This window comes from Mediterraneibacter agrestimuris, assembly GCF_943193195.1.
Lineage (GTDB): Bacteria > Bacillota > Clostridia > Lachnospirales > Lachnospiraceae > Schaedlerella > Schaedlerella agrestimuris.
On sequence record NZ_CALPDG010000001.1, the window covers coordinates 212,695 to 238,161 of the forward strand.

Below are 25,467 nucleotides of genomic sequence, written 5' to 3' on the forward strand. Positions count from 1 at the left end.
AGTAAATATTTTCAACTTTCTATTGACATTTTACAAATCCTCGTATATAATCCAATTATAGTAATCATTACTATTATTGTTTTAGGTTTGGAAGGAGGATTTATGTGGCCAACTTGAAGTATAGTCGGCAACGCGAATCCATTAAACAGTTTCTGGCAACAACGAAAGAACATCCAACTGCCGATACAGTATATATGCATGTGCGGGACGAATTTCCGAACATCAGTCTGGGAACGGTATATAGGAATCTGAAGCTGCTGACCGAATTAGGGGAGGCTGTAAAGATTACTGCTCCCGGCGGCGGTGACAGGTTTGATGGATGCGTTCAGCCACACAACCATTTTTACTGCACTAAGTGCAGACGAATACTGGATCTTGACCTTGACATGTCCAAGATTGAGAAGATCAATCTTGCGGCAGGCGAGAATTTCGATGGTATCATCGAGTCCAGTAACACCATATTTTTTGGTCAATGCAGTGACTGCATTAAAAAGTCATAATTATATTATTTTAAAAAGAAAAGGAGAACAAAAATTATGAAAAAATTTGTATGTACAGTATGTGGATATGTTCACGAAGGAGACGCAGCACCGGCAGAATGCCCGCAGTGCCATGTTGGAGCTGACAAGTTCAAAGAGCAGTCCGGCGAAAGAGAATGGGCTGCAGAGCACGTTGTAGGTGTTGCACAGGGTGTCAGCGAAGACATTCTTGCTGATCTGAGAGCAAACTTTGAAGGAGAGTGCTCAGAAGTTGGTATGTACCTGGCTATGGCAAGAGTTGCTCACAGAGAAGGATATCCGGAGATCGGTCTGTACTGGGAGAAGGCTGCCTGGGAAGAAGCTGAGCATGCTGCTAAATTTGCAGAGCTTCTCGGTGAAGTTGTTACAGACAGCACAAAGAAGAACCTTGAGATGAGAGTTGACGCTGAGAACGGCGCTACTGCTGGTAAATTTGATCTTGCTAAGCGTGCTAAAGCTGCTAACCTTGATGCTATCCACGATACAGTACATGAGATGGCTCGTGACGAGGCTAGACACGGAAAGGCATTCGAGGGTCTGCTTAACAGATACTTTGGTTAAATCTACACCTGATAAAGTTATCAGTAATATCAGTAATTGAAAGAGGTGTTGGCATATTAGCCGACACCCCTTTTTATTCAATAACAATCTACAAAAAATATAGCTTAAAGCGCTCCGCACGGAGACACCACATTATATATACCATATTTACAGAGGAGGATTATCATATGTCAAAATACGCAGGAACCAAAACAGAACAGAACTTAATGAATGCATTTGCCGGAGAATCTCAGGCACGCAACAAATATACTTACTATGCTTCTGCAGCAAAGAAAGCAGGATTTGTCCAGATGGCAAATATCTTTGAAGAGACTGCCAATCAGGAGAAGGAACACGCAAAAATGTGGTTCAAGGAATTCCATGGAATCGGTTCCGTAGAGGAAAATCTTGTTGACGCAGCAGCGGGTGAAAACTTTGAATGGACAGACATGTATAAAAAAATGGCTGAGGAAGCAGAAGCAGAAGGTTTTACCGAACTGGCTGAAAAGTTCCGTGGTGTAGCGGCAGTTGAAGCAGCTCATGAAGCACGCTACAACAAGCTTCTGGAAAGCTACAAGGCAGAAAAGACATTTAAAGGCGACGCTCCGCTCGGTTGGAAATGTAACAACTGCGGATACATTCATCAGGGAGAGGAAGCTCCTGAAATGTGTCCTGTATGTGCACACCCGCGGGCTCATTTTGAAAGAAAAGTAGAGAACTATTAATCTATCTTTATTTTATCTGCATCAAAGTAAAAATTACAAGTTATGCAAAATGGACGGTTTCCGCACCCGGAACCGTCCATTTTTTCTCATAAATTCCTATATTGTCCTCCCGATTAAAACTTCCTTCTGTTTCCGGTTCAGTTTCTTAATCGCATATTCCCGGCTCATCGCTTCTTCCTTTGTCTCAAATTTTTCATAGTATTCCAGCACGACTGGGCGGCGGGACTTTGTATATTTTGCTCCCTTACCGTCATTATGGTCTTTTATCCGCTTTTCCAGATTATTTGTCCAGCCAGTATAGAGCGTGCCGTCATTACATTTTACAATATAAACATAGTTGGTTTTCACTGTTTTTGAGTTCATAGTCATCTTATGTCTCTACTTCTTTCCACGATTGCAAAGATTCCATAATTCTTTTTATCGTATTGATGGACTTTCCTGTCCCTTCCGCCAGATTAATCTGGTTCTTATGATAACTGCCGCCAAAGCTACTGTCAAGTAATCAATGGAACTTTTATACAGTCTATTTCCCATCACGCATTTTTACGGAGTTTGCAGCAAGCGCAAACTCCTATGCTGAATTGTTACCAACCTATCCTTATCTGCGTCAAAAAAGGACGCGGCACTTTCTCGCCGCATCCCTTCACTTAGCCTTCCATATAATCCAGAGGATTGATCGGAACACCGTCTTTTAAAAGCTCAAAATACAGATTAGGACCCTCCACAGAATAGTACTTAGTAGGCTCACTCAAATGCCCTAATGTCTGTCCCTTATTGACATACATACCAATTTCCACCGGGACTTCCTTTAACTGTCCATATACAGCACTGTAGCCATTTCCCATATCTACAGTCACACTTAAACCAGTCTGAGCATCCTGCTCAATAGAAGACACAATTCCCTCTTGTGCTGCCCCGATCATTTCACCGATTTCGCCGCCCACTATCAAAGCCGGATTGTACTTATACTGCTCCAGTGTCGGAAAGAATACCGTCTTGTCCATACTATAATCAATCAGCACCGCGCCGCTTGCCGGCCAGTCCAATGTACTATTCTCATCAAACCACACATTATAAGTGTTTCCTGCTGTCTCTTCTGTGCTGTCTGCTGCTGATTCATCTTCTGCGGCTTTCACATCTTCTTTTGCGTCTGACGTATCGGTATCACTTTTTGGTTCAGGCAGAATGATATCATCTGTCGTTGTTTCCTCTGTCTTTACTTTTGTCATATCTTCTGTCTCTTTTTCCGCCTGTGCCATCTGCTTTTCTAATTTGTTCTGATAATTACGAAATGTAAATGTTCCGACAAGTGCAATTACAGCTACAAAGCCGATGACCAGAGCGACTGATGCTCCCTTTCCTTTCAGGAAAGACTGCTTTTCATTATTATTCATATTCATCACCTCTGACCTTATTTTTGCCAGAAATGTGATGCCTTATTCCACTCCGTGTAAATATATTTTATTTTTGTGACAGTACTGTCCGCTATAAGACTGTCATAAAGCATCTTCCATCGTTTTTAATTCTGTCCCTTCAAAAAAATACTGAAGTATCTCCTCATATCCTTTTCCCTCCTTCGCCATTGCCTGCGCTGTCCATTGGCTCATTCCCAGACCATGCCCTACTCCCTCCGTTGTAATCTGTAAACAGTCGTCCTTGTCCTGTATGGAAAATGCACTGGAAGCCAATGACATCGCATCCCGGAACTCATCTCCACTGCAAATGGTTTTACCAATCCGAAATTCTTTTACGTATCCTGCCGTATCTACAGATACAATTTCAAAATCTTCAAATCTGTACGTCATTTTTGCCTCATCCTCCGTCACCGCCACAAGAAAGGACCGGCACTTCTCCTGTACCTCTCTGTATGGAAAAGAGACTACCTGAATTTCTTCCTCCGCCTCTTTGTCCAGCGGACATTCCCTCGCAGTAAGATAAGGATATTCCTCGGTTCCAAATACCTCCTGTGCATTTCTCGTCATCCCATTGCTTGACTTATGAAAAGGCGTCCATGCATAAGTTTCCCCATAAAACAACACTTGATTCTCCGTCTCCCGCACTGCTTTATCCAATTGTTGGTACTGTTTTTCATATTTTTCTTTTCCCCAGTATTTTCTCAGCTCCTCTGCACTCAAATACCTCTCTGTAAACACCACGTCTCCGCCGCCATCCTTCTGCTGCCAGAGCTTTGTCCGGGTAAGCACCGCCTGTGCTTTCAACAACTCGGGCTCACTGTTTTCTGGTGTTTCCAATGCCAATACACCAAAAAAATATTCTTTTAGGGGCACCTCTGTGAGTGTTTTCTCTTTTCCTTCTGTCCCCGCCTGAACTGTTTCCACTTTTACATACACCGTATCCGATATCCTATTTTCCCTGTCCACCCCATGGAAAAATACTGTAAAAATATATGGCAGCAGAATCAAGATCATAAGAAATGATCCCATCGATTTTAAACGCGTATATTTTTTCATAAAAAAATGTCCTCCATATCTGATTTAAGATATGAAGGACACTCCTCTTTTATTCGTAATAATCTATCTCTGTTTCTTCACTTTGCAGTACCTGGCTGTCTGTTCGGAGCATCGTCGCAACAGTGCAGCCAGAAGGCTGAACTGTTACACATCGTCTTCCGCTTTTTCAGTCTCCGGTACTTCAGTTTCCGGTACTTCCGGCTGAACAGTACTCATCAGCCCTCTCTGAGGAACAAATCCGCTTTCCTGGTTCACAGGCTCCTCCGGCACTTGATTCTCATCATTCTGTGTCTGTACAGGAGCTTCCGGCATAACCGGTGATGTCCCGCCCATATACAAATTCGGATCTTCCGGCGGCATCTGCATAAAAGGCTTTACCTGTACCGGCCCCATACCCGGATTATAAGGTTTTCTGCTCATAACCAAAAAGCATATTGCCTCATACAACGGAATAATCCCCATCAAAATCGCATGTACGATAGACATATTTGGAGAAGTAAATTTGCCCAGTATCTGATGATTTACCAATATACGAAGTACCTGTAGAGCCGCATTGAACACAACCAGCACAATCACAAATACAATCATCAAAAAAATCATCAGCCCAACCGTTCCGGCGCTCATTCCCGGACCATAATAGCCGGACACCGTATAGCTGAATGCGCTGAAGCCGATCGCCCCGAATATCACAAGATACAATACAAAAACAGCTGCGCCCTCTACAAACGGCAGTACCAGAAGCCATATTCCTGGATTGCGGATTGATTTCTTTTTAAAAACAATCTCTCCGCCCAATTCACCCTGTAAATATGTTCTTGCAAACGGTACAAATGCAAGCCACGGATATTCTGCCCCTTCACGTTTGGCAATAGTACATATTCCAATCGCTTTGATAATATAACTCACCAGTGAAAGCAGTCCCCATATCAGGAAAATACCGAAATAAACCATCAGTATCGTAACTGCCATTGAATCCATCGATGATCCATAATCATACATATAATCATAATCATAGAAATCCATTGTAATCTCCTCCATGCAGTAGTTCATCTGCTGCGGAATCCACTTTTAAAATGTTTCTGGTGTCACTGTTACTTTTTCTAATTTCCAGATATCTTTCACGTACTCCTCTATGGTACGGTCAGATGTAAATTTACCGCAGCAGGCAGTGTTAAGCAGTGCCATCTTAGACCATCTCTGACTGTCACGGTATGCCTCTTCCACACGCTTCTGCGCATCTGCATAAGAACGGAAATCCTTCAGGATAAAATACGTATCCGCTCTGTCTGTGCACTGTGTATTCAGCAGAGAGTTGTAAAGGTTCTTATACATATTATGGTCGCCATGTGCATAAGTTCCATCCATCAGCTGATCGATTACACGTTTCAGTTCCCAGTCATTGAAATAAATATCAATCGGATCATATCCGCCGTGGTTCTCATAGTTGATTACTTCCTCAGAACTCAGTCCGAAGATAAATGTATTCTCGATTCCGACCTCTTCTACAATCTCTACATTGGCTCCATCCATTGTTCCCAATGTCAGTGCACCGTTGAGCATAAATTTCATGTTTCCTGTACCGGAAGCCTCTTTAGAAGCCGTGGAAATCTGCTCACTGACGTCTGCTGCCGCAAAGATCATCTCTGCGTTAGATACACGGTAATCCTCGATAAATACAACTTTCAGCTTCCCGTTAATACTTCTGTCATTATTTACCACATCCGCAACCGAATTGATCAATTTGATTGTCTCTTTCGCTCTCAAGTATCCCGCCGCTGCCTTGGCTCCAAAAATAAATGTTCTTGGATAGAAGGACATTTCCGGATGCTCCTTAATCTGGTTGTACAGATACATAACATGCAGAATGTTCAAAAGCTGACGTTTATATTCATGGAGACGTTTCACCTGCACATCAAAGATAGATCGTGGATCTATATCAATTCCATTATGCTCTTTGATATATTTTGCCAGACGTATCTTATTTTGATACTTAATCTGCATAAAGTCTCTTCTTGCCTGCTCATCATTTACAAGCGGCTTCAGATTGGCAAGCTGTGCAAGATCTGTCTTCCATCCGTCACCGATCCGGTCTGTAATCCATTCTGACAAAAGAGCATTGCCGTGAGCAAGAAAGCGTCTCTGGGTAATACCATTTGTTTTATTGTTAAACTTCTCCGGCATCATCTCGTAGAAATCACGAAGCTGTTCCTTTTTCAGAATTTCCGTGTGAAGGCGTGCAACACCATTTACAGAAAATCCGGCAATAATTGCCATATTTGCCATACGCACCTGACCATCCCAGAGAATCGACATCTTCTTAACCTTTTCTTCATTTCCAGGATATTTTGCACGAACTTCTTTTAGGAAACGTCTGTCAATCTCCTGCACGATCTGGTAAATTCTCGGAAGCAGTCTGGAGAACAAGTCAATCGGCCACTTCTCAAGCGCTTCTGCCATAATCGTATGGTTTGTATAAGCGCATGTTTTTGTTGTTACATCCCATGCTTCTTCCCATGTCAGTCCCTCCTGATCGATAAGCAAATGCATCAGTTCAGGAACAGCAACCGTCGGGTGGGTATCGTTCATCTGAATAATTACTTTTTCATGCAGCTTCTTGATGTCCTCATTCTCACGTTTGTATTTCGCAATGATTTCCTGCAAACTTGCAGAAATAAAGAAATACTGCTGTTTCAGACGAAGTTCTTTTCCCGCGTAATGATTGTCGTTCGGATAAAGCACCTCTACAATTGTCCTTGCAAGATTTTCCTGCTCCACTGCTTTGTGGTAGTCTCCTCTGTCAAAAGATGCCAGCTGGAAATCTGTAATCGCTTTAGCATCCCAGATACGCAAGGTATTTACTACATGGTTGTTATATCCTACGATCGGCATATCATACGGAATTGCCAGTACAGACTCAAAATCTTCCTGAACAAATTTATCCGCCCCTGTTTCTGCATCACGCTCAAAACGCACAGTACCACCGAATCGTACCTCCTTGGCATACTCATCTCTGCGGATTTCAAACGGATTGCCGTCCTTCAGCCAGTTATCCGGCGTCTCTACCTGATAGCCGTTTTCAATTTTCTGCTTAAACATACCATAACGATAGCGGATTCCGCATCCATATGCCGGATAGTTCAATGTTGCCAGAGAGTCAAGGAAACATGCAGCCAGTCTTCCCAGACCACCGTTTCCAAGAGCCGCGTCCGGCTCCTGATCCTCGATTACATTGAGATCAAATCCAAGCTCATCCAAAGCTTCTTTCACTCCGTTATACATTGTCAGATTGATGAGGTTATTTCCAAGTGCACGCCCCATCAAAAACTCCATAGACATATAGTACACGGTCTTTGCTCCGGCTTTCTTGTATGCCGCCTGTGTTGCCAGCCAGTCATCGATGATCGCCTCTTTTACAGCATAACAAACTGCCTGAAAAATCTGCTGTTTGCTGGCTTCCTCTACAGTTTTACGGTAAAGGGTCTTTACATTTTCCTTTACCATAACCTTAAACTCTTCTTTATCAAACTCTTGTCTTTCTTTTAAAATGTTATTATTCATTTCTTCACATTCCTTATTTTTCTTCTTTTTGAACACCCAGAACAACTGCTTCTCCATTTATTTTCCATTCCTTTACATATCCCGCTGGTTCTGCCTTTTCTACAGAATTTGCCAGTACCTCTTTTCCAATTGTTCCGGCATATTCTGCAAAGACCGCTTCTGCTTTTTCACTTCCATCATAGGTTACAGCAATCTTATCCATAACTTCAAAGCCTGCTTCTTTTCTCATAGTCTGAATCTTGCTGATAATTTCTCTTACAAAGCCTTCCTTTAACAATTCCTCCGACAGATTTGTGTCCAGAACAACTGTGATTCCATTGTCATTTTCTGAAACAAATCCCTCTACTTGCGCAGTATCGATCAACAGGTCCTCTTTAAACAGCGTCACTTCCTGACCGCCGATGTCAAGCTTCAATGTTCCTGATTCATTTAACTCATCCATTGCGTTATTGCCGTCCAGTACATCCAGCGCCTGTTTGATCCCTCCTAATAGCTTACCATATTTTGGTCCAACTGTCTTTAACTGTGGTTTAAAACTATAAGAAGTAAAATCACGGACATCTTCTGTAAATTTCACATTTTTTACATTCAGTTCATCGGCTACAATTTCCTTGTAGAAGTCCGGCAGATCAAATCCTGCCTTTACAAACATCTGTCCAATCGGCTGACGGTTTTTAATGTTGGAAGTGTTGCGGCACGCACGGCCCATAACAACCAGTTTGAGAACATTTTCCATATTGGCTTCCAGTTCAGAGTCAATATATGCATCGTCTGCCGCCGGGTAATCGCACAAGTGAATACTTTCTGGAGCAGTTTTATCAATACTGCACACCAGATTCTGATAAATCTCTTCCGTCATAAACGGAATCATCGGAGCCGCAACCTTGCAGACGTTCAAAAGAGCTGTATATAATGTCATATATGCATTGATCTTATCCTGCTCCATTCCCTTCGCCCAGAAACGCTCACGGCTTCTTCTGACATACCAGTTGCTCATATCATCTACAAAATCCTGCAGCGCTCTTGCACTCTCCGGGATGCGGTAGTTTGCCAGATTATCATCTACTGTTTTAATCAGTGTATTCAATTTGGACAGAAGCCATCTATCCATAACAGATAATTTTTCATAATCCAGTGTATATTTTGCTGCATCGAACTCGTCAATATTTGCATACAATACAAAGAATGCATATGTGTTCCACAGAGTTCCCATGAACTTACGCTGTCCCTCTGTCACTGCTTTTCCATGGAACCGGTTCGGCAGCCATGGCGCACTGTTTACATAGAAATACCAGCGGATCGCGTCTGCTCCATATGTGCTCAGGGCATCAAACGGATCAACCGCATTTCCCTTAGACTTACTCATCTTCTGCCCGTTCTCATCTTGTACATGTCCAAGAACGATTACATTCTCATACGGCGCCTTATTAAACAGCAGCGTAGAAATTGCCAGCAAAGAGTAAAACCAGCCTCGTGTCTGGTCTACTGCTTCGGAAATAAACTGTGCCGGGAACTGTTTCTCGAAAAGTTCCTTATTTTCAAACGGATAGTGATGCTGTGCGAACGGCATGGATCCACTGTCAAACCAGCAGTCGATCACCTCCGGTACACGGTGCATCGGCTTTCCACACTTCGGGCACCGGATAGTCACTTCGTCTATATACGGACGGTGCAGTTCAATATCATCCGGACAGTTATCAGACATGGATTTCAGTTCTCCAATACTTCCGATGGAGTGCTGATGTCCACATTCACATTCCCAGATATTGAGCGGAGTTCCCCAGTAACGGTTACGGGAGATTCCCCAATCCTGTACGTTCTCCAGCCAGTCTCCGAAACGTCCCTTTCCGATGCTTTCCGGAATCCAGTTAATAGTATTGTTATTTGCAATCAAATCCTCTTTTACTGCGGTCATCTTGATGAACCATGACTCACGTGCATAGTAAATCAGCGGAGTATCACATCTCCAGCAGTGCGGATAGCTGTGCTCGAACTTCGGCGCATCAAAAAGCTGGTTTCTTGCATCCAGATCTTTCAGCACTTCCGGGTCAGCCTTTTTCACAAACAGCCCTGCAAACGGAGTGCTTTCTGCCATATTTCCCTTCTCATCTACGAGCTGAACGAACGGCAGGTCATATTTTCTTCCTACATTTGCATCGTCTTCACCAAATGCCGGCGCGATATGAACTACGCCAGTACCGTCTGTCAATGTTACATAGGTATCGCAGACTACATAAAATGCTTTCTTGTGCTGCTTCTCTGCCGCATCTGCGGAACACTGGAATAACGGCTCATACTCTTTGTATTCCAGATCTGTTCCTTTGTAAGTCTCCAGAACCTCATATGCTTTTATGCCCTCTTCCTCATTCGCCAGCTTCCCAAGAACCGTGTCAAGAAGCGCTGCCGCCATATAATATACATATCCGTCGGCAGCCTTTACTTTTGCGTAATCCTCATTCGGATTCACGCAAAGTGCAAGGTTAGACGGCAATGTCCACGGTGTGGTCGTCCATGCCAGAATGTATGCATCCTCGTCTTTGACCTTAAATCTTGCAATTGCGGAACGCTCTTTGACGTCCTTATATCCCTGCGCCACTTCCTGTGCAGAAAGCGGAGTTCCGCAGCGCGGACAGTAAGGTACGATCTTGAACCCTTTGTACAAAAGTCCCTTATCCCAGATCTGCTTCAATGCCCACCATTCAGATTCGATAAAATTATTGTCATAAGTTACATATGGATCGTCCATATCCGCCCAGAAACCAACGGTGCTGGAGAAGTCCTCCCACATTCCTTTGTATTTCCAAACGCTTTCCTTACATTTGTCAATAAACGGTTCCAGCCCGTATTCCTCAATCTGGTCTTTTCCGTCCAGACCTAAGAGTTTCTCCACTTCCAGCTCTACCGGCAGACCATGAGTATCCCATCCGGCCTTTCTCGGCACTTCAAACCCTTTCATTGTACGGTAACGAGGAATCATATCCTTTATAACGCGTGTCAGTACATGTCCGATATGTGGTTTTCCATTAGCAGTCGGAGGACCGTCATAGAAGGTATACATAGGCTTGCCTTCCCGCTCCTTCATACTTTTCTGGAAAATATCATTATCGGCCCAGAACTTCTCGACTTCCTTTTCACGCTCTACGAAATTCATATCCGCAGATACTTTCTTATACATGTCCCTTCTTCCTTTCTAAAAACATTTTATTTTACAGTTCCATAAGATTGAAAAAAAAGCCCTTCATCCTGTAACAGGACAAAGGGTCAACTCTTTGCTTATACCACCTTTTACAACATACTCCGGCATCCTGACCGTTCATACGCGTTCCGGTAACGGCGGAACTCCGGCATTTCCTAATGAAAGCCCAGTTATAAGTAAACGTCTTACCGGAATACAAAACAACTGTCCTTCGTTCGGAAACTGCAGCTCAGAAGTGATCTTCAAAAATAACTTACTCGTACCGGACTTTCACCAACTCCGGCTCGCTGAAACTTTGTGTTATACTCTACTGTCTTCGTCCATGCTTTTTCAATCTTCTTTTCACGGGTGTAATTATAAAGAAAAACACAAAAAATGTCAAGTCTAAAGCACTGCATATCCATCACCAAAGTAACAACAGTTCAGCCTTTCGGCTGCAATATTACAGAATCCGCCCCTTCACCGTAGGTGAAAGGGCGGGTTCTATTTTTCCATCATATGTTTTATTCCGTTATAATACTCTCTTACCAATCTGTATAAATATCAATTGTCCCAGAAGCACACCCAGTATCATATACCATCCCGGTACCAAGAGATGTTTCAACAATCGTCCCTTTAGGATAATCACTGCTTGCCACACAAATGTAGCCGTTCGCATCCCGGATTGTTCCGTCAGATGCCACATGCCGTCCCGGGATATCTAATCCTCCGCCCGGCAATACACGCTGAGAATAATATGTCTCACGATGTCCATTAAAATACACAACACCGATCCATGGATTTAACTGCCCGTCCCCTGACGGATAATTATACCCGCCTCCTGTGCTGACACTGTCATTATTATCATTGTTAACATTGCTGTTATTCATATTATCAGAACCACTGTCGGACGTTGTTGAATTATTTCCACTGCCGCCTGCCGGAGCATTTGTCTGTGTAGTATTCCGATCTGTTCCTGCTGCACGTTCAGCCTTCATCGCTGTAATTGCCGCCTGCACCATTGACAGATCTGCAGAAGTCTCCGTTGCTTTTGCATTCAATGCCTCTCTCTTTGCATTCAACTCTTCTTCAAGATTCTGATATGACTCTTTCTGTTTCCTCAGATATTCTTCTTCACCTTCAATCGTACAGCGAAGATTCTTTAGTTCATCAAACATTCCGCGGTCATATTCGCTCATCGTCTGCACGAAATAAACCTTATTGATAAAATCTGATAAACTGGTCGCGGAAAAAATCATGCCAAGAAGAGATTCTCCGCCATTCTCATAAATATACTGGATACGAATCTTCATATCATCATAATGGGCATCCTCATTATTCTTTGCAATATGAAGCTGTTCCTCTGTTTTGATAATATCATTATTGACAGATTCCAATTCTACCTCGTTTTTAGCAATCTGCTCTCCGATTTTAAGAAGTTCTCCATTAATGCTGTCCAGCTCACTCTGCAAACCGAAAGACTGGTTCTCTAAACCATCCAGGTCATCTGCCCGAACCTTCAGTGCAGGACATAACAAACTAAATACGCACACCACGGCTGCTATCTTTCGTAACCATTGATTTCGTTTTGTTTTCATCATACCTTTTCTTCCTTGATATATTTGGGAAATGAATACCTATACAGTTCCCTCACTTTAGGGTAGCTTATATATTTTACTATGTTTTTACATGATTGTCAAACTAACAGACTAAAAATAAGCACTATAATAACGATTCAGCCAGAAGGCTGCACTGTTACTGAATCCGCCCTATGCCGGATACTTTCTTTTCCGGTGTCTGCTGAAAAAGATAAGAAGCAGTATAATTGAAGCGCCCACACCCGTCAGGCAGATTGCAATAACCAGATTTTTCTTTTTTTTCTCTTCTTCGTTCTTCTGTCCATCTTCTGATTCTACAGTATCCATATCCTTCACAAATATATTCTTTTTCAATTTGACCTCTGTACTTCCCACTGTCTGCCCCTGATATTTGTAAACAGCTTTTCCATACGTTCCATCTTCAGAAGTGACTATACATTCCATCTCCGAAGCATTCATGCCCTTTGGAAGCACCACATAAGCATTTTCGTTTGTATAACTTTTTACCTGACCCGGCATATCTAGTTCCCACACAGGTACTTTAGAAAAATTGTGGAATACATAATCCATCATAGCCCTTGTATCTGTATATGCATCCACTCCATAGTCATAAAGTACAACAGCCGCAAGCTGCATTTCCCCGTTATCTGCCATCGTCACAAGGGTCGTCATTGACTGATCTGTATACCCGGTTTTCCCTCCGGTGCAATATTCATAGTAATAGTCGTTTCCATCCCAGAGCATCTTATGATTCTGTTGAAAAACACGCTCTTCTTTTTCCAGATTAGTCGGTTGAATGCGGTATTCCAGCGTCTTCATAATTTCCCTGAATTCTTCTCTCTGATAAACCGCCGAGGCAATCAATGCCATGTCATAGGCAGTTGTATAATGATTTTCATCATGAAGTCCGTTGGAATTGACCCAGTTAGACCCTGTACACCCAAGCTCTTTTGCTCTTTTATTCATCAATTCAATAAATGTATCATATCCGCCGTTTAAATAATTTTGTCCTATGCTCTCCGCTACCGCATAAGATACTTCATTTGCAGAAGCAAGAAGAACCGCATATAGTGCGTCATTCATACTGATTTCTTCTCCTGGCCGCATACCGATACTGGCATCATCCCAGTTCAATATGTCCACACTTTCCTGTGAAAATGTAACCCTGTCTGCCAATGTCCCATTCTCCAACGCAACCAATGTGGTCAAAAGTTTTGTGATGCTTGCCGGATAATGCCGTTCATCCGGCTTCTTCGCATAAAGGATTGCTCCACTCCCCATATCAATCACAATAGCCGACTGCGCATACACAGCAGGACCTTCCGGCCAGTTTTCCAGACTGTTCGTATCAGCGGGAATTTCTAAAGATGCCCTCTTCTCTGCTTCTAATTGTGCATTCTCATCTTCTGCCCTCACATCCTGCACCGGCTGGACTGCGAACACTGTTACTGCCAGAAGTCCCGCCAAAACCCTTTTTAAATTCATTCCATACTCTCCTGATATCATTCTTTTTCAGGCATTTGATAAATATCATAAACCTGTTCTTTTAATTTTATATGTGAAAACACTTTTGAATATCCTGTATTGTACCCAGAACCAGCATGGTATTATCCCCGTCCACCGGAATGAATGTATCGGATTTGATATTCATATCCATTTCCCCATTGTGTTTAAATGCCATAATGTTAATATTATGGCTGTTACGGATATCCAGTTGTCCTACAGTCTTTCCAACCCATTTCTTTGGTATCATAATTTCAAAAATTGCATGGTTTTTGTCCAATTCTACATAATCCAGAATGTGGTCTGCAGTGTAACGGATCGCCGTCCATGTCGCAAGCTGTTTTTCTGGATATACCACCTCGTCTGCTCCATTCCGCAGCAGAAACTTTGCATGTACATCTCTTGCCGCTCTTGATACGACCAACACTGCCCCCAGTTCCTTCAACAAAGAAGTTGTTTCTAAAGAAGCCTGAAAGTTATCGCCAATTGCAACAATACACACATCGTAGTTCCGCACACCAAGAGATTCCAAAAATTCTTTGTTCGTACTGTCTCCAATCTGCGCATTTGTAACATAAGGCAGCACTGCATTCACCCTGTCTTCCTGAACATCAACTGCCATCACCTCATGGTGAAATTCATCCAGTTTCCCCGCGATATGACGTCCAAATCTACCAAGTCCGATTAATAATACTGATTTCATCATTTTTCTGTTCCTCCTTCATTTAACCTACTGTGATTTTTTCCTGGGGCAATTCTGATACATTTATTTTTCGTTCTGAAACTGCTGCAAAAATTAAAGTCAAACCTCCAACTCTTCCAAAAAACATCAATCCGATCAAAATTACTCTTGAAATCCCTCCCAGCTTCAATGTCATCCCCAATGATAATCCAACTGTGCCAATTGCCGAGCTGGTTTCAAATAATGCAGATAGCAGCGGGATATCTTCTATATAACTGATAGCCATTCCGCCGCTCAAAGACAGTACAACATACATCATAAAGACCGTTGCGGCAATCTGGACTGCTTCTTCTGGAACCCGTCTGCCATAAAAATGTGCAGACTCCTTTTTTCGGAATACCGCCCATGCATTAGAGCACATAACCGCCGCAGTTGTTGTCTTCATACCACCAGCCGTAGATCCCGGAGAGCCTCCGATCAGCATTAATACAATCATTGCCATCAATCCAGTTTCACTTAACATAGTCAAGTCCACTGTATTGAATCCTGCAGTTCTCATAGTTACAGACTGAAACAATGAACTCAATACTCTTTCGCTCAGGGGCATATCTTTAAATTCACAGAAAAAAAGCCAAGCTGCCGGAACAATGATCAGCCCTGCTGTTACAGACAAAATCACCTTGCTCTGCATCCGGTATTTCTTCCAGTGCCACTTCTGATTTTTAATATCCTCCCATGTCAAAAAACCTATACCTCCAATCACGATCAAAGCCATAACGGTTCCATTTACGATCGGATTTGTTGTATAAGATGTCAGTGAGGAAAATGGCTCCCGAATCCCAATCAGATCAAATCCCGCATTACAAAATGCAGAGATAGCATGAAACACAGAGTACCAAATACCCTTTGCAAATCCAAAGTCCTTACAAAATACCGGCATCAGAAGCACTGCCCCTGTCAGTTCTATCACAATACTAGTCTTTAAAATAAATCTGGTCATTCTCACAATACCGCCTACATGATGTGCTGAAATTGATTCCTGCATAATACTTCTCTGCATCAGACCTATTTTTCTTCCTGAAATGGCTACAATGGCCACCGCAACGGTTACAACTCCCATTCCGCCAATCTGTATCAATAACAAGATTACACCTTGCCCAAAAACAGACCAATAGGTTGCCGTATCACGTACAACAAGTCCTGTTACACATACTGCAGAAGTTGCTGTAAACACTGCATCCTGGAAGTTAGCACCCGCTCCGTCCTGAGTCGCCACAGGCAACATCAGCAATAGACTCCCTATCATAATTACCGAAAAAAAACCTAATATAATCACTTGAAATGATGTAATATTCCTATGTGTTTTTTTTCTTTCCGTCCATTGATTCGCACGCATCTTATCTCACCTTTCTTTAGCCCATATTGTCAGTGTATAATTTCCATTGCCAATAATAGAATTATCCGTTACTGTGCACAGCAGCAGACTGTGGGCAGTAACAATTATTCCTAAATAAAAGGGAAGAAGAGAAAATCCCTGCTTCCCAATAATATCGTTTAACTTTATGATATTTATTATCCAGAAAAACCGAAAATGAATTTGTATGATGGAATTTATTGTAGCGGAAAAACTGACAGAATTCAAGACCCCAACAACAGAAAATCATAGAACCAAAAACATAAAAACATTAAGAACATTTACGACGCAAAAAATCAGAAAGAGAAACTTTAAAATTTTGTTTTTGACATATAATAACTAATCAAGTATAATGAATAAGTACTCCTGTCCGGTTTATGGATAGGATAGATAATAGTTTCTTTTAAGCTTTCCAAATGTCGCTATAGCTCAGCTGGATAGAGCGACCGCCTCCTAAGCGGTAGGCCGGAGGTTCAAATCCTCTTAGCGACGTCTAAAGAAATACCGAGAACATTGGGATTCCAGAGTTTTCGGTATTCTTTTTATCTACAAGTTTGCTAATCAAAATGGCGTTTCTGCTAATTGTCCGAAAAATTTTGTTGAAAATCTTGCTAATTGAAAAGGCGGAAGTTTCCAGTTCAAATTCGTAACTTCGTCCCAAGTTGTGACGAAGTTAAAATTGAATTAACGATTTGTGATTTCAAGTTACTCATAGTTTTGAGGTTCTAATTTGGCACTTCAAAATAGAAAGGGCGATAAAAATGGCTGATACAGAACAAACAGCTCTGTCAAAAGAAAATAATGATACCCAAGAAATATGCATTGAATCAGCAGAGTCCGATATAAAAAGTATGATATATGTTATCCGTAACCAGCAGGTTATGATAGACAGTGATTTAGCGATGCTGTATCAAGTAGAAACAAAGCGATTAAATGAAGCGGAAAAACGTAATATCTCAAGATTTCCAGAAAGATTTCGCTTTCAACTGACGAAAGAGGAATTAAGGCAGTAATACACAAACAAGTTCCTGCAATATTTTCGTTCAAGATACCTATCGTACTTTCGCTAATTACCCCCAATATTAAAAGGACTATCGGAGATAAGATGCACAAAAAAGCCGCATACGCTATTGTTTTAGCTGTCCTTGATTTTACAGAAAGAAAAGCTTTTGCTTCCTCCATAGATACACGCTTTAATGATGTCATATCATTGGACGAGTTGATATATTCAGCTTGCTCAATTTCGTCTTTAAGTAAATAATCTGTACTTACTCCGAATAATTCGGAAAGGCGTATCATTTTATCAAGGTCAGGAACAGATTGTGCTCCCTCCCATTTTGAAACAGATTGTCGTGTTACATTCTTTTGTCCTCCTGTTAATGCGATTGTTATACTTATATTTTAGTGATTTATAAAATTGCGGTCCTCTTATGTTCCTGCAAATAGTGTTTGTGTCGTTGCCCCTAATCTATTCGCACATACATCACAGTTTCCCGATTGCCACACTTTGTTATATTGTGTTATCAGATTTTTCTGCCCTTGATTTTGCCCTTATGATTATGCAGAACAAGGGTGACATTGTGTGAAATCATATAAAGGGATAAGGTGGACTGATTGCGATAAATCCTTTATTTTCAAGGCGTTTGGAGGATTTTATTAAAACTCTACGAGGTGTGATAAACACCTGTGAAATTGCGAGTTTCTAATTTGAATTTATAGTATTCGTTCTTATTTCTCAAAAACAACAAAACCACATTCGTAAGGATGGTCGCAATACACGCTTTCTTGCTTATCAGTACGGTATAGCATACTTTTCAGTATAATTAGAAAATCTCCACCACCTGAAATAATCATAAATTCTGCCAGAAAAAATAGCAGTAATTGATTTGCCATTACAGAAACTACTGCAGCTCCACCGCCTAAAACTAATGTAGGCATAGCAGTTCCTAGCAAATATTGCCATTTTTCCAACGGTTCAGAGCAAGTACAGTATGGAGAAAAACTACTCCAAATAATTCCAAAATCAATCGAATGAAAATGATTCTTTGCAAAAATCCCCCAAGTGACGCCATGTATTAATTCATGTAAAATAGTTAGAGGAAGAAGCAGAAACGCCGCTACGACAAATCCCAAAGAAATCCCCCCTAAATCAAAACCATTCACATTATAATAAAACAAAAATGTAAAAATTATAAAAGGTAGCATACTCAAAGGTCCTAAAAAATTTGCTTGTCGAATATTGATAGTCATATTCTTAATTTTATATCCTTTTTGTTGCATTTCAGTACTTAATTTTTCAAAATAATCTTTACGTTTCAATTCTTTTTCTGTTAATTTTCTTTTGTCTTTATCCATACTTAATTCCTCCAAATCTCGATTTTTCTTTTATATTTTGAAATTATAGCACGAATACATAGATTTATCCAGAAACCTTGGCGCTAAAGTAAATGTATCTCCCCGACAGGGATTTCCGCAGTTCCTTTTTCATTTCTATTCCTCCATCCGATAGTTATTATTTTTCATTTTCTGTATTGTGATAGATTTAATTTAGTAAGTCAACAAAAACACCCTTTTTCCATTTGCGAATAATGCAAATCCGTGAGGTACAATCTATTACAGATTTACCTTTACGCCCCGTTTCCAAAAGCATTTTAAGGGTCTAACCGCACAGGAGAAGAAGCAGCTTAAAAACAAGCTGGAACTTCTGGCTGAAAATCCTTCTCATCCATCGCTGCGCACCAAACGAATCCAGGGAGTGCAGCGTCAATATGGGCATCCGCATTATCTGGTATTACGAAGGCGACAAAATGATTATCCTGGTGGACGTAGCACATCACGACATATTAGAGCAATTACTCCGTACCGTTGTTCCTCCCCTGCTACGTGGCGGGATCTTTGGTAACCCTTCCCATGAGATGAATAATTGCTGACATAAAATTTCTCCTTCCTGCCCTCTGGGCGTTGAAATAATAAAAATAGGTAAAAGAATGGGAAATCCATGTTTCTGATTTCCAAACTTAAACTCGCGTGTGCTCTGGAAGAATGGTCCAGACTCCCGATATGGGAAACGAACTTATTTTTAAACAGATGCTTGAAAATGAGGAGAAGATAGTTTATAATCAGCATAGAAGGTAAAGGAGATATTGGCATGTCCCCATTACCCTAGACGGAAACTTATGCAAAATGGTTTACAAGTTACACAAGCTATCCCCTATTTGCGGTAGAGGATAGCTTTTTTCTGCCTATTTACGGTTGTTGTGATTATCTATGTAAGTTAAGGCGGCAAATACCACCAGAAGTAATGTCAGAATTTCTAACGTGTTCATGATAACCCCCTTTCCGTTTCCGAAAAGGGCAACCAGGGAACTATCCCCTTACTGTCTATGCTGATTAAAGAAAGTGTAACACATAATAACAGAAATCGCCACAACATTTAATCACGATATGGTAAGGAATCTCCTGGAGAACTAGATTTGGAAGAATGTAAATTTTAATTAGCTGACGTATTCTAATCATTTTTTGTAATTACAGGCAATTCCTCGTATCCGACCAGATCTACAGAAGAATAATTGTTATAACTGGTATCAGGTATCCAGAACGGGGAATTTCGGAGATAACAGTGGAATATGGTGCAAACAGTATCTTTGATGTGAAGAAGGTGCAAGGACATTTATGCCAAACTTGTCTGGATAAACTGCTGGAAGTTATGGATAGCTGTGGATATGAGGGAGAGGAAACGGATGCAAAAGATATATGTATGGTGGATTTTAAGACGCTGGAGCTGTATTCCCTGCAGGAACATTACATTTCCCATTATATACGGGATTATTATGTCCAGGTAGACGGACGGGATGGGGAAGAACTGGAGGTGACGGGCATCTATACGCCGGTACTGGAGAATGGGGAACGGACAGCGGAATGATTGTGCAGGAAGAAAATGCAGGATATAATAGAAAGAAAATGCTGATAGAAAAAGATAGATGCAGTGGAAAACAATAAGAGAATCTGCCCAGGTTGTGGTAAAAAGATGAAACAGCAGTTTATTGGTTTGAAGCATTGTAAATGCAGCATGAGCTTGAAAAGAGACATCGGTTATTTTGAACGTACAGAAGACATGGTTTTCGCATTGAAAAGGAGAAAATGCGGGAAAAAGTGGAAACAGGTGCCGGTAATCAGATATAAATAGATAGAAAGCCTTGAAACAAGGGGAAGGGATATTCAAAAATATGAGACGGAAGAAACGGATTATTATTCCGGCACTATTGTTCTTTTTTATAGCAGTCCTTTGTGCCGGATATGTAAGTGACTATTATCATACAGATGAGAATGTACAGGTATATCTGCAGAAGAAAGATTCCGTAACACCAAGAACCACATAAGCAGCACGGCCTAAAATTCAATCCCATAAAGATTCTGAAGCTGGTCATGAATGCCATGTGTACTCATGCCGCGTGCATACAAAGAGATGATTTTTTTCATAACCGAGAGTTGCATCCAACTCTGCTTCCATCAGTTCCTGTAGGATATCTTTGAAGCTGTCTTTTAGAAGTGTGTACACATCTGCAACACTGCTAATGTTGTTTTCTGAGATAATCTGTCGAATTTGTTCCTTTGCAACTGCCATAAAAAATACAAACTATTTTACACTACCCCTTAGAAAAATATAAACAGTTTAAACTATTCTGGGATTCGTTGTGAAATGTAGGGATCAGATATCACTAAGAGGGGGCTGCCTACTAGCAAATGGCGCTACTCCTAAGTAACAAGTTTTTATTATTTCACTTGTCTACCTAGAAGGGAGAATATCATTTCCCGGCAGCCCCTTCTTTATATTTGATTATTCAATAATCATTAGAGTACGAAAAATTTCATTCATAAAGTATATTTTATATCAATATGGACATCCACTAACAAGAATAGCTGAAGCATAATGATATCTCGTATCTCCTGTACGAATTGCAAAACGTACCTCTTCTTTTGTCAATCTGCAGAATTCTGAATGAGGAATCTGCTCAATTGGAACATTATATTCTGCAAATAATTTTGAATAAGCATCATATAATTCTTTACTTACTTCCATCATTTCTTTTGCCAGATATGCTTTTTCAACAAGGCAATCCTCAAGAATTCCTTTTGTTACTGTAATCACATCAGGTACATTTGGAACAAACGCCAAGTCTATTCTTGTCATTTCTTTCGGAAGTTCCATTGCAGAATCACTTACTAAGTACTTATCTAAATGTGTCAATAAAGATAAATTGTAATTTACTTGTGGGTTAATAATACCATTCTTAATCATTTTTTTCTCCTTATCTTTTTCATTATTTTTCTGGATATAATAACTTCTGTACATCTTCATCTAATAAATTATTTTTCGTTACTAATTTAGCCCCGGGATCAATCACCTTATCAACTGGTCTTTTTTCAAGAGCATCCATTACACATTTAACTCCCATGTATCCAATTTCAAAAGGTTTTTGTACAATCATACCTGTAAGAATACTATCCCGTACTGCTTCAATCTCTACATCATTTGCATCAAATGCATATGATAATACGCGCTTTTCAGCACAAGCTTTGCGGATACCATTAGCAATTCCTACCCCTGTCATATCATTATCAGCAAAAATTCCAATTAAGTTTTCATCTTGAAGAAGCTTATATACAATTTCCTCTGTTAATACTGGATCGTTTTCCACATATTGAGTATCTAATATTTCAATTTCCGGTGCCAGTAATTTGACTTTTTCAATAAAGCCGGCATCCCTGTCTAAATCTACTTTTGAAATTTTTGATGAATTAATAACAACAACTTTTTTATCGTGCAAATCAATTTTTGAATCTTTTAATGTTTTAACCATTGCTTCTGCCGCCATACCTGCGGCAATTTTACTATTTGTTCCAATGAATGACACATATTTTTCAGTACTCACTTGATTATCTAAGGTAACTACAGGAATGCCGTTTTCCATAGCTTTTTCAATATATGGAACTGTTAGATCATTACTTGTTGATGCAATTACGATTCCATCGGGATTTGAATCTACAACCTGCTGCAGCATCTCCACCTGCTGCAAAATATCTGATTCTTCCGGCGGAGCCATCACTTCAACCTCTACCTGTTGCGGCAATTCGCTCATAACATGCTTTGCACCACTTAGCATTGTCTGCCAAAAATCAGAATTCCACGCTTTTACAATTACTTTAATATTATATTTTTTCATTTTCTTCCCTCCAATTTATAATACCTTTTTGCCGCAAATGAACTTTGCTTTAACATCTCTATCATCTGAAAGAGAAACCATACGCTCCACGCGCTCATAAGTTGTCCTATTACAAAAATCTGCCACACGGCTGTCGTCAAGCACTACAGCATCAAATTCATATCCTTTTTCAAAACTTCCTACATTTCCCCAAAAACTTCCTCCGCCTTTTGTTGCCAGATAAAATGCACTTGTTAATGGCAAGAAATCACGTGTTGCATTTGGATCTCCATTTCTTTCGGTATATGCCCATCTTACCTTTGAGGCTAACATTGCATCGCTTATTATTCTCATCATACTTAATGTATTTCCGCCTGATGCATCAGTTCCTAAGCATACTTTAGCTCCCGCCCGCATATATCTTAATACAGGCGCTGCGGTTCCAGATCCCTGCAAATTAGAATTTGGACAATGTGCTATCCATATATTACGATTGCATAATAATTCAATTTCTTTTTCCGTTGAGAATACACAATGCGCCATTATCGTAGGTACTACTGTTCCAAACATATCATACTGATCATATGCCTGACCATAAAAATCAATATCAGGTTCCAGTTCTTTTACCCATGCAATTTCATCTAATCCTTCTGATAAATGCGATTGAACCGGGACTGAATATTCTTTCATTAAATCAGATAATCCCTGCATTACTTCATTCGTACAAGATGGAATATATCTTGGCGTGATAATTGGTTTTACATGTTCATATTTATTATGTGTATTTTTTAACCACTCTTCTGTTTCATTTAAGGACTCTTCTGTTGATTCAAGTAACCCCTCCATAGAATTTCTATCCATATTTACTTTTCCAACATATGCGGCGAATCCTTTTTCTGATAGAATCTGCATAAGCAGTTCAGTCGCTTTTCTATGCAGACTTGCAAAAGCAACAACTCTGGTTGTTGTAGTATGCAGCAAATCATCTGTTAATCTTTCATAGGCCTTTTTAGCATACGAAATATCACTGTATCTGCCCTCATCAGGAAACGCATATCTGGAAAACCAGCTTGACCAATCTGAATTTTCGATGTTTTGCCCCATTCCTCTAAAACCATATTGAGGCGCGTGTAAATGCATATCACACATTCCCGGTATGATCAAATTATTGCCATAATCATAAATATAATATGACTTAAACTTTTCAGGTAATTCTTTGTAAATACCCTCTACCTTCCCATCCTCGCATACTAAATATGATTCTTCATGGAAAGCGAAATGATCTACATCTGGTGTATATACAATTGTTCCTTTTAATACATAACTTTTATCCATTTTTTCTCTCCTTTAAACAAATTATGATTTTACTGCTCCCGCTGAAACTCCTTCAAAGATATATTTCTGAAAGAAAATATATATAGACAATGTCGGAATCATTACTACCACTATTGCTGCTGCTAATATCTGCCATGATCCTTGCTGTGCACTTGCATAGCTCATTAAAAAAGTACTTAAAGTTTTTAATCTTGTACTAGGCATATATAAATAAGGAATATACATGTCATTTATTATATTAACTGATTTAATAATAACTAAAGTTGCTGTAGCCGGCGCTAACAGTGGAAAAATGATTTTTGAAAAAATCCGGTAATATCCACAACCATCTAACAATGCAGATTCGTCTAATTCTATAGGTATTCCTTTAATAAATTGACGATATATATATAACTGCATTAAATCAGAAGCAATATAAATAATTATTGGCGCGCCTAAAGTATTATATAATCCTAAGCTTCCGATAACTTTAAATCGTGATATTTCCATAACAAAAGTCGGTATCATCATGCCCAGAAAAAACAGCGCTACAATTATCCTTTTTAATTTAAAATGAAATCGCTCTAATGCATATGCTGTAATTGAGCCAAATATTATATTAAAAAACAGGCTGACCAATACTATAAACGCAGTATTTTTAAAAGCTGATAATAAATATTTGGATGAAAAAACATCTCTGTAATTCTCTAATGTTATTTCTGAAAAATCAGGTAATAACAATGGCGATACTGTTACCATATGTTCCTTTGTTTTAAAAGATGTAAACAGAACAACCAACAATGGTCCTATAATTACAAGAATAATTAAAATTGAAATAACATACTTTAGACCCTGCATAAAAACTTTTTTCATTTTCTCACCTCTTTTTCAATAATTTAGGAATCATATTTTTTATGAGATAAATCATCATAACCATTATCATAATGGCAACTGCCATTGTTGACGCCATTCCAAAATCATTAAATTTAAATGCTGTATCTATCGTATATAATGTAAAAGTAGATGATGCATATCCTGGTCCGCCTTGTGTCATTACAAATGGAATTTCAAAATGTTGTAACGTTCCTCTTATACAATCAAATAAAACAAAATCCATTACAAGTGCCATAGAAGGTAATTGTATTGCCCGTAGTCTTTGCAGAGAATTTGCACCGTCTATTTCTGCCGCTTCTAATAATTCTGGTGATACAGATTTCAAACCTGAGATAAATAAAATTACATGATAGCCGCTAAACCTCCAAATTGACACAAAAATCAATGTAAAATTAACTATTTTAGGATCTGACAGCCAATTCCTAATAAAAGTATCGAGATTACATACGTTCAATATTTCATTAAAGGCGCCATTTACAGGAGAAAAAAAGTAAGCAAATGCATAAGATATTCCTACTCCACTAATTACAAATGGTAAAAATATAATTGATTTTACGATGCCCCTTCCTTTCATTTTTGAATTAAGCATAACTGCGATTGACAGCTCAATTGGGATCATTATCATATGAAATACTAAATATAAACCATTATTTCTTAATGACAACCATAAATTTGGTGAATTAGTAAACATATTAATATAATTTTGTATACCGACATATTCTTTTACCTGGGAAATACCATCCCATTCCAAAAAGCTGGTTTGGATTAAATTAATTGCAGGATACACAACAAAGATCAATAATAAAATAACTGGAATCAATAATGATACAACGAGAAACCTTTTTTGTTTTTTCTCAATCATCTTCATACTT

Annotated in this window: 21 protein-coding genes, 1 tRNA gene and 3 pseudogenes; 7 read left to right on the forward strand and 18 right to left on the reverse strand. The window is 39.9% G+C overall.

The window, feature by feature from the left end; translation table 11 throughout:
- Nucleotides 1-104 precede the first annotated feature (104 nt).
- The 3 genes from NFS18_RS00995 to rbr all read left to right on the forward strand — a co-directional run bounded on the left by NFS18_RS00995 (nucleotide 105) and on the right by rbr (nucleotide 1,783).
- Nucleotides 105-500, forward strand: a complete 396-nt coding sequence (locus NFS18_RS00995) for a Fur family transcriptional regulator (RefSeq protein WP_251386765.1) — start codon at nucleotides 105-107, stop codon at nucleotides 498-500.
- 36 nt (nucleotides 501-536) lie between these two features.
- Nucleotides 537-1,079: an NADH peroxidase gene (locus NFS18_RS01000; protein ID WP_251386766.1), complete on the forward strand. Its 543-nt coding sequence runs from the start codon at nucleotides 537-539 to the stop codon at nucleotides 1,077-1,079.
- Nucleotides 1,080-1,246: 167 nt separating this feature from the next.
- Nucleotides 1,247-1,783, forward strand: coding sequence for a rubrerythrin (gene rbr, locus NFS18_RS01005; RefSeq protein ID WP_251386767.1), 537 nt, complete (start codon nucleotides 1,247-1,249; stop codon nucleotides 1,781-1,783).
- Nucleotides 1,784-1,879: 96 nt separating this feature from the next.
- On the opposite strand, the gene NFS18_RS01010 is transcribed toward rbr, so the two are convergent.
- The 10 genes from NFS18_RS01010 to NFS18_RS01055 form a co-directional block, all read right to left on the reverse strand.
- Complete coding sequence (locus NFS18_RS01010; protein ID WP_251386768.1) at nucleotides 1,880-2,146, reverse strand: GIY-YIG nuclease family protein; 267 nt, start codon at nucleotides 2,144-2,146, stop codon at nucleotides 1,880-1,882.
- A gap of 284 nt (nucleotides 2,147-2,430) precedes the next feature.
- On the reverse strand, nucleotides 2,431-3,177 hold the full coding sequence (locus NFS18_RS01015; protein WP_251386769.1) for a M23 family metallopeptidase: 747 nt from the start codon (nucleotides 3,175-3,177) through the stop codon (nucleotides 2,431-2,433).
- Nucleotides 3,178-3,279: 102 nt separating this feature from the next.
- On the reverse strand, nucleotides 3,280-4,254 hold the full coding sequence (locus NFS18_RS01020; RefSeq protein WP_251386770.1) for a SpoIID/LytB domain-containing protein: 975 nt from the start codon (nucleotides 4,252-4,254) through the stop codon (nucleotides 3,280-3,282).
- A gap of 144 nt (nucleotides 4,255-4,398) precedes the next feature.
- Nucleotides 4,399-5,277: a hypothetical protein gene (locus tag NFS18_RS01025; RefSeq protein WP_251386771.1), complete on the reverse strand. Its 879-nt coding sequence runs from the start codon at nucleotides 5,275-5,277 to the stop codon at nucleotides 4,399-4,401.
- A gap of 45 nt (nucleotides 5,278-5,322) precedes the next feature.
- Complete coding sequence (locus tag NFS18_RS01030; RefSeq protein ID WP_277613520.1) at nucleotides 5,323-7,812, reverse strand: glycogen/starch/alpha-glucan phosphorylase; 2,490 nt, start codon at nucleotides 7,810-7,812, stop codon at nucleotides 5,323-5,325.
- Between the two features lie 13 nt (nucleotides 7,813-7,825).
- Nucleotides 7,826-10,987: an isoleucine--tRNA ligase gene (gene ileS / locus NFS18_RS01035; protein ID WP_251386772.1), complete on the reverse strand. Its 3,162-nt coding sequence runs from the start codon at nucleotides 10,985-10,987 to the stop codon at nucleotides 7,826-7,828.
- A gap of 545 nt (nucleotides 10,988-11,532) precedes the next feature.
- Nucleotides 11,533-12,588, reverse strand: coding sequence for a coiled-coil domain-containing protein (locus NFS18_RS01040; protein ID WP_251386773.1), 1,056 nt, complete (start codon nucleotides 12,586-12,588; stop codon nucleotides 11,533-11,535).
- A gap of 168 nt (nucleotides 12,589-12,756) precedes the next feature.
- Nucleotides 12,757-14,070, reverse strand: a complete 1,314-nt coding sequence (locus NFS18_RS01045) for a D-alanyl-D-alanine carboxypeptidase family protein (RefSeq protein ID WP_251386774.1) — start codon at nucleotides 14,068-14,070, stop codon at nucleotides 12,757-12,759.
- A gap of 67 nt (nucleotides 14,071-14,137) precedes the next feature.
- On the reverse strand, nucleotides 14,138-14,791 hold the full coding sequence (locus tag NFS18_RS01050; protein WP_251386855.1) for a potassium channel family protein: 654 nt from the start codon (nucleotides 14,789-14,791) through the stop codon (nucleotides 14,138-14,140).
- A 22-nt stretch (nucleotides 14,792-14,813) separates the two neighbouring features.
- Complete coding sequence (locus NFS18_RS01055) at nucleotides 14,814-16,166, reverse strand: TrkH family potassium uptake protein (protein WP_251386775.1); 1,353 nt, start codon at nucleotides 16,164-16,166, stop codon at nucleotides 14,814-14,816.
- A gap of 436 nt (nucleotides 16,167-16,602) precedes the next feature.
- On the opposite strand from NFS18_RS01055, the gene NFS18_RS01060 reads away from it, so the two are divergent.
- Together NFS18_RS01060 and NFS18_RS01065 are read left to right on the forward strand one after the other, a co-directional pair.
- Nucleotides 16,603-16,676 (forward strand) — tRNA-Arg (locus NFS18_RS01060).
- A gap of 269 nt (nucleotides 16,677-16,945) precedes the next feature.
- Nucleotides 16,946-17,185, forward strand: a pseudogene (locus NFS18_RS01065) (ORF6N domain-containing protein); the annotation flags it as partial.
- A gap of 265 nt (nucleotides 17,186-17,450) precedes the next feature.
- Here the strand turns inward: NFS18_RS01065 and NFS18_RS01070 are convergent.
- Both NFS18_RS01070 and NFS18_RS01075 read right to left on the reverse strand, forming a co-directional pair.
- A pseudogene (locus NFS18_RS01070) lies at nucleotides 17,451-17,582 on the reverse strand (helix-turn-helix domain-containing protein); the annotation flags it as partial.
- Nucleotides 17,583-17,912: 330 nt separating this feature from the next.
- On the reverse strand, nucleotides 17,913-18,539 hold the full coding sequence (locus NFS18_RS01075) for a DUF3267 domain-containing protein (RefSeq protein WP_251386776.1): 627 nt from the start codon (nucleotides 18,537-18,539) through the stop codon (nucleotides 17,913-17,915).
- Nucleotides 18,540-19,803: 1,264 nt separating this feature from the next.
- Here NFS18_RS01075 and NFS18_RS01085 point away from each other — a divergent pair.
- Nucleotides 19,804-20,106 (forward strand): hypothetical protein, encoded by a 303-nt coding sequence (locus NFS18_RS01085; protein ID WP_251386777.1) that lies wholly within the window; start codon nucleotides 19,804-19,806, stop codon nucleotides 20,104-20,106.
- Between the two features lie 304 nt (nucleotides 20,107-20,410).
- On the forward strand, nucleotides 20,411-20,563 hold the full coding sequence (locus tag NFS18_RS01090; protein ID WP_251386779.1) for a hypothetical protein: 153 nt from the start codon (nucleotides 20,411-20,413) through the stop codon (nucleotides 20,561-20,563).
- Nucleotides 20,564-20,579: 16 nt separating this feature from the next.
- On the opposite strand, the pseudogene NFS18_RS20060 reads toward NFS18_RS01090, so the two are convergent.
- From NFS18_RS20060 to NFS18_RS01120, 6 genes and pseudogenes are all read right to left on the reverse strand, one after another.
- A pseudogene (locus tag NFS18_RS20060) lies at nucleotides 20,580-20,808 on the reverse strand (hypothetical protein); the annotation flags it as partial.
- A gap of 267 nt (nucleotides 20,809-21,075) precedes the next feature.
- Nucleotides 21,076-21,483 carry an RbsD/FucU family protein gene (locus NFS18_RS01100; RefSeq protein WP_251386787.1) on the reverse strand — a complete coding sequence of 136 codons (408 nt, stop codon included), beginning with the start codon at nucleotides 21,481-21,483 and terminating at the stop codon, nucleotides 21,076-21,078.
- 22 nt (nucleotides 21,484-21,505) lie between these two features.
- Nucleotides 21,506-22,408 carry a substrate-binding domain-containing protein gene (locus NFS18_RS01105; protein ID WP_251386789.1) on the reverse strand — a complete coding sequence of 301 codons (903 nt, stop codon included), beginning with the start codon at nucleotides 22,406-22,408 and terminating at the stop codon, nucleotides 21,506-21,508.
- 15 nt (nucleotides 22,409-22,423) lie between these two features.
- On the reverse strand, nucleotides 22,424-23,722 hold the full coding sequence (locus tag NFS18_RS01110) for an amidohydrolase family protein (protein WP_251386791.1): 1,299 nt from the start codon (nucleotides 23,720-23,722) through the stop codon (nucleotides 22,424-22,426).
- 21 nt (nucleotides 23,723-23,743) lie between these two features.
- Nucleotides 23,744-24,574, reverse strand: a complete 831-nt coding sequence (locus NFS18_RS01115; protein ID WP_251386793.1) for a carbohydrate ABC transporter permease — start codon at nucleotides 24,572-24,574, stop codon at nucleotides 23,744-23,746.
- A gap of 4 nt (nucleotides 24,575-24,578) precedes the next feature.
- Nucleotides 24,579-25,463, reverse strand: coding sequence for a carbohydrate ABC transporter permease (locus tag NFS18_RS01120; protein WP_251386795.1), 885 nt, complete (start codon nucleotides 25,461-25,463; stop codon nucleotides 24,579-24,581).
- Nucleotides 25,464-25,467: the final 4 nt, after the last annotated feature.

Coding starts and splice junctions, on each gene's coding strand:
- NFS18_RS01000 (WP_251386766.1), top strand. CDS start 537: ATGAAAAAATTTGTATGTACAGTATGTGGATATGTTCACGAAGGAGAC.
- rbr (WP_251386767.1), top strand. CDS start 1,247: ATGTCAAAATACGCAGGAACCAAAACAGAACAGAACTTAATGAATGCA.
- NFS18_RS01010 (WP_251386768.1), bottom strand. CDS start 2,146: ATGAACTCAAAAACAGTGAAAACCAACTATGTTTATATTGTAAAATGT.
- NFS18_RS01015 (WP_251386769.1), bottom strand. CDS start 3,177: ATGAATAATAATGAAAAGCAGTCTTTCCTGAAAGGAAAGGGAGCATCA.
- NFS18_RS01020 (WP_251386770.1), bottom strand. CDS start 4,254: ATGAAAAAATATACGCGTTTAAAATCGATGGGATCATTTCTTATGATC.
- NFS18_RS01025 (WP_251386771.1), bottom strand. CDS start 5,277: ATGGATTTCTATGATTATGATTATATGTATGATTATGGATCATCGATG.
- NFS18_RS01030 (WP_277613520.1), bottom strand. CDS start 7,812: ATGAATAATAACATTTTAAAAGAAAGACAAGAGTTTGATAAAGAAGAG.
- ileS (WP_251386772.1), bottom strand. CDS start 10,987: ATGTATAAGAAAGTATCTGCGGATATGAATTTCGTAGAGCGTGAAAAG.
- NFS18_RS01040 (WP_251386773.1), bottom strand. CDS start 12,588: ATGATGAAAACAAAACGAAATCAATGGTTACGAAAGATAGCAGCCGTG.
- NFS18_RS01045 (WP_251386774.1), bottom strand. CDS start 14,070: ATGAATTTAAAAAGGGTTTTGGCGGGACTTCTGGCAGTAACAGTGTTC.
- NFS18_RS01050 (WP_251386855.1), bottom strand. CDS start 14,791: ATGAAATCAGTATTATTAATCGGACTTGGTAGATTTGGACGTCATATC.
- NFS18_RS01055 (WP_251386775.1), bottom strand. CDS start 16,166: ATGCGTGCGAATCAATGGACGGAAAGAAAAAAAACACATAGGAATATT.
- NFS18_RS01075 (WP_251386776.1), bottom strand. CDS start 18,539: ATGGATAAAGACAAAAGAAAATTAACAGAAAAAGAATTGAAACGTAAA.
- NFS18_RS01090 (WP_251386779.1), top strand. CDS start 20,411: ATGAGACGGAAGAAACGGATTATTATTCCGGCACTATTGTTCTTTTTT.
- NFS18_RS01100 (WP_251386787.1), bottom strand. CDS start 21,483: ATGATTAAGAATGGTATTATTAACCCACAAGTAAATTACAATTTATCT.
- NFS18_RS01105 (WP_251386789.1), bottom strand. CDS start 22,408: ATGAAAAAATATAATATTAAAGTAATTGTAAAAGCGTGGAATTCTGAT.
- NFS18_RS01110 (WP_251386791.1), bottom strand. CDS start 23,722: ATGGATAAAAGTTATGTATTAAAAGGAACAATTGTATATACACCAGAT.
- NFS18_RS01115 (WP_251386793.1), bottom strand. CDS start 24,574: ATGAAAAAAGTTTTTATGCAGGGTCTAAAGTATGTTATTTCAATTTTA.
- NFS18_RS01120 (WP_251386795.1), bottom strand. CDS start 25,463: ATGAAGATGATTGAGAAAAAACAAAAAAGGTTTCTCGTTGTATCATTA.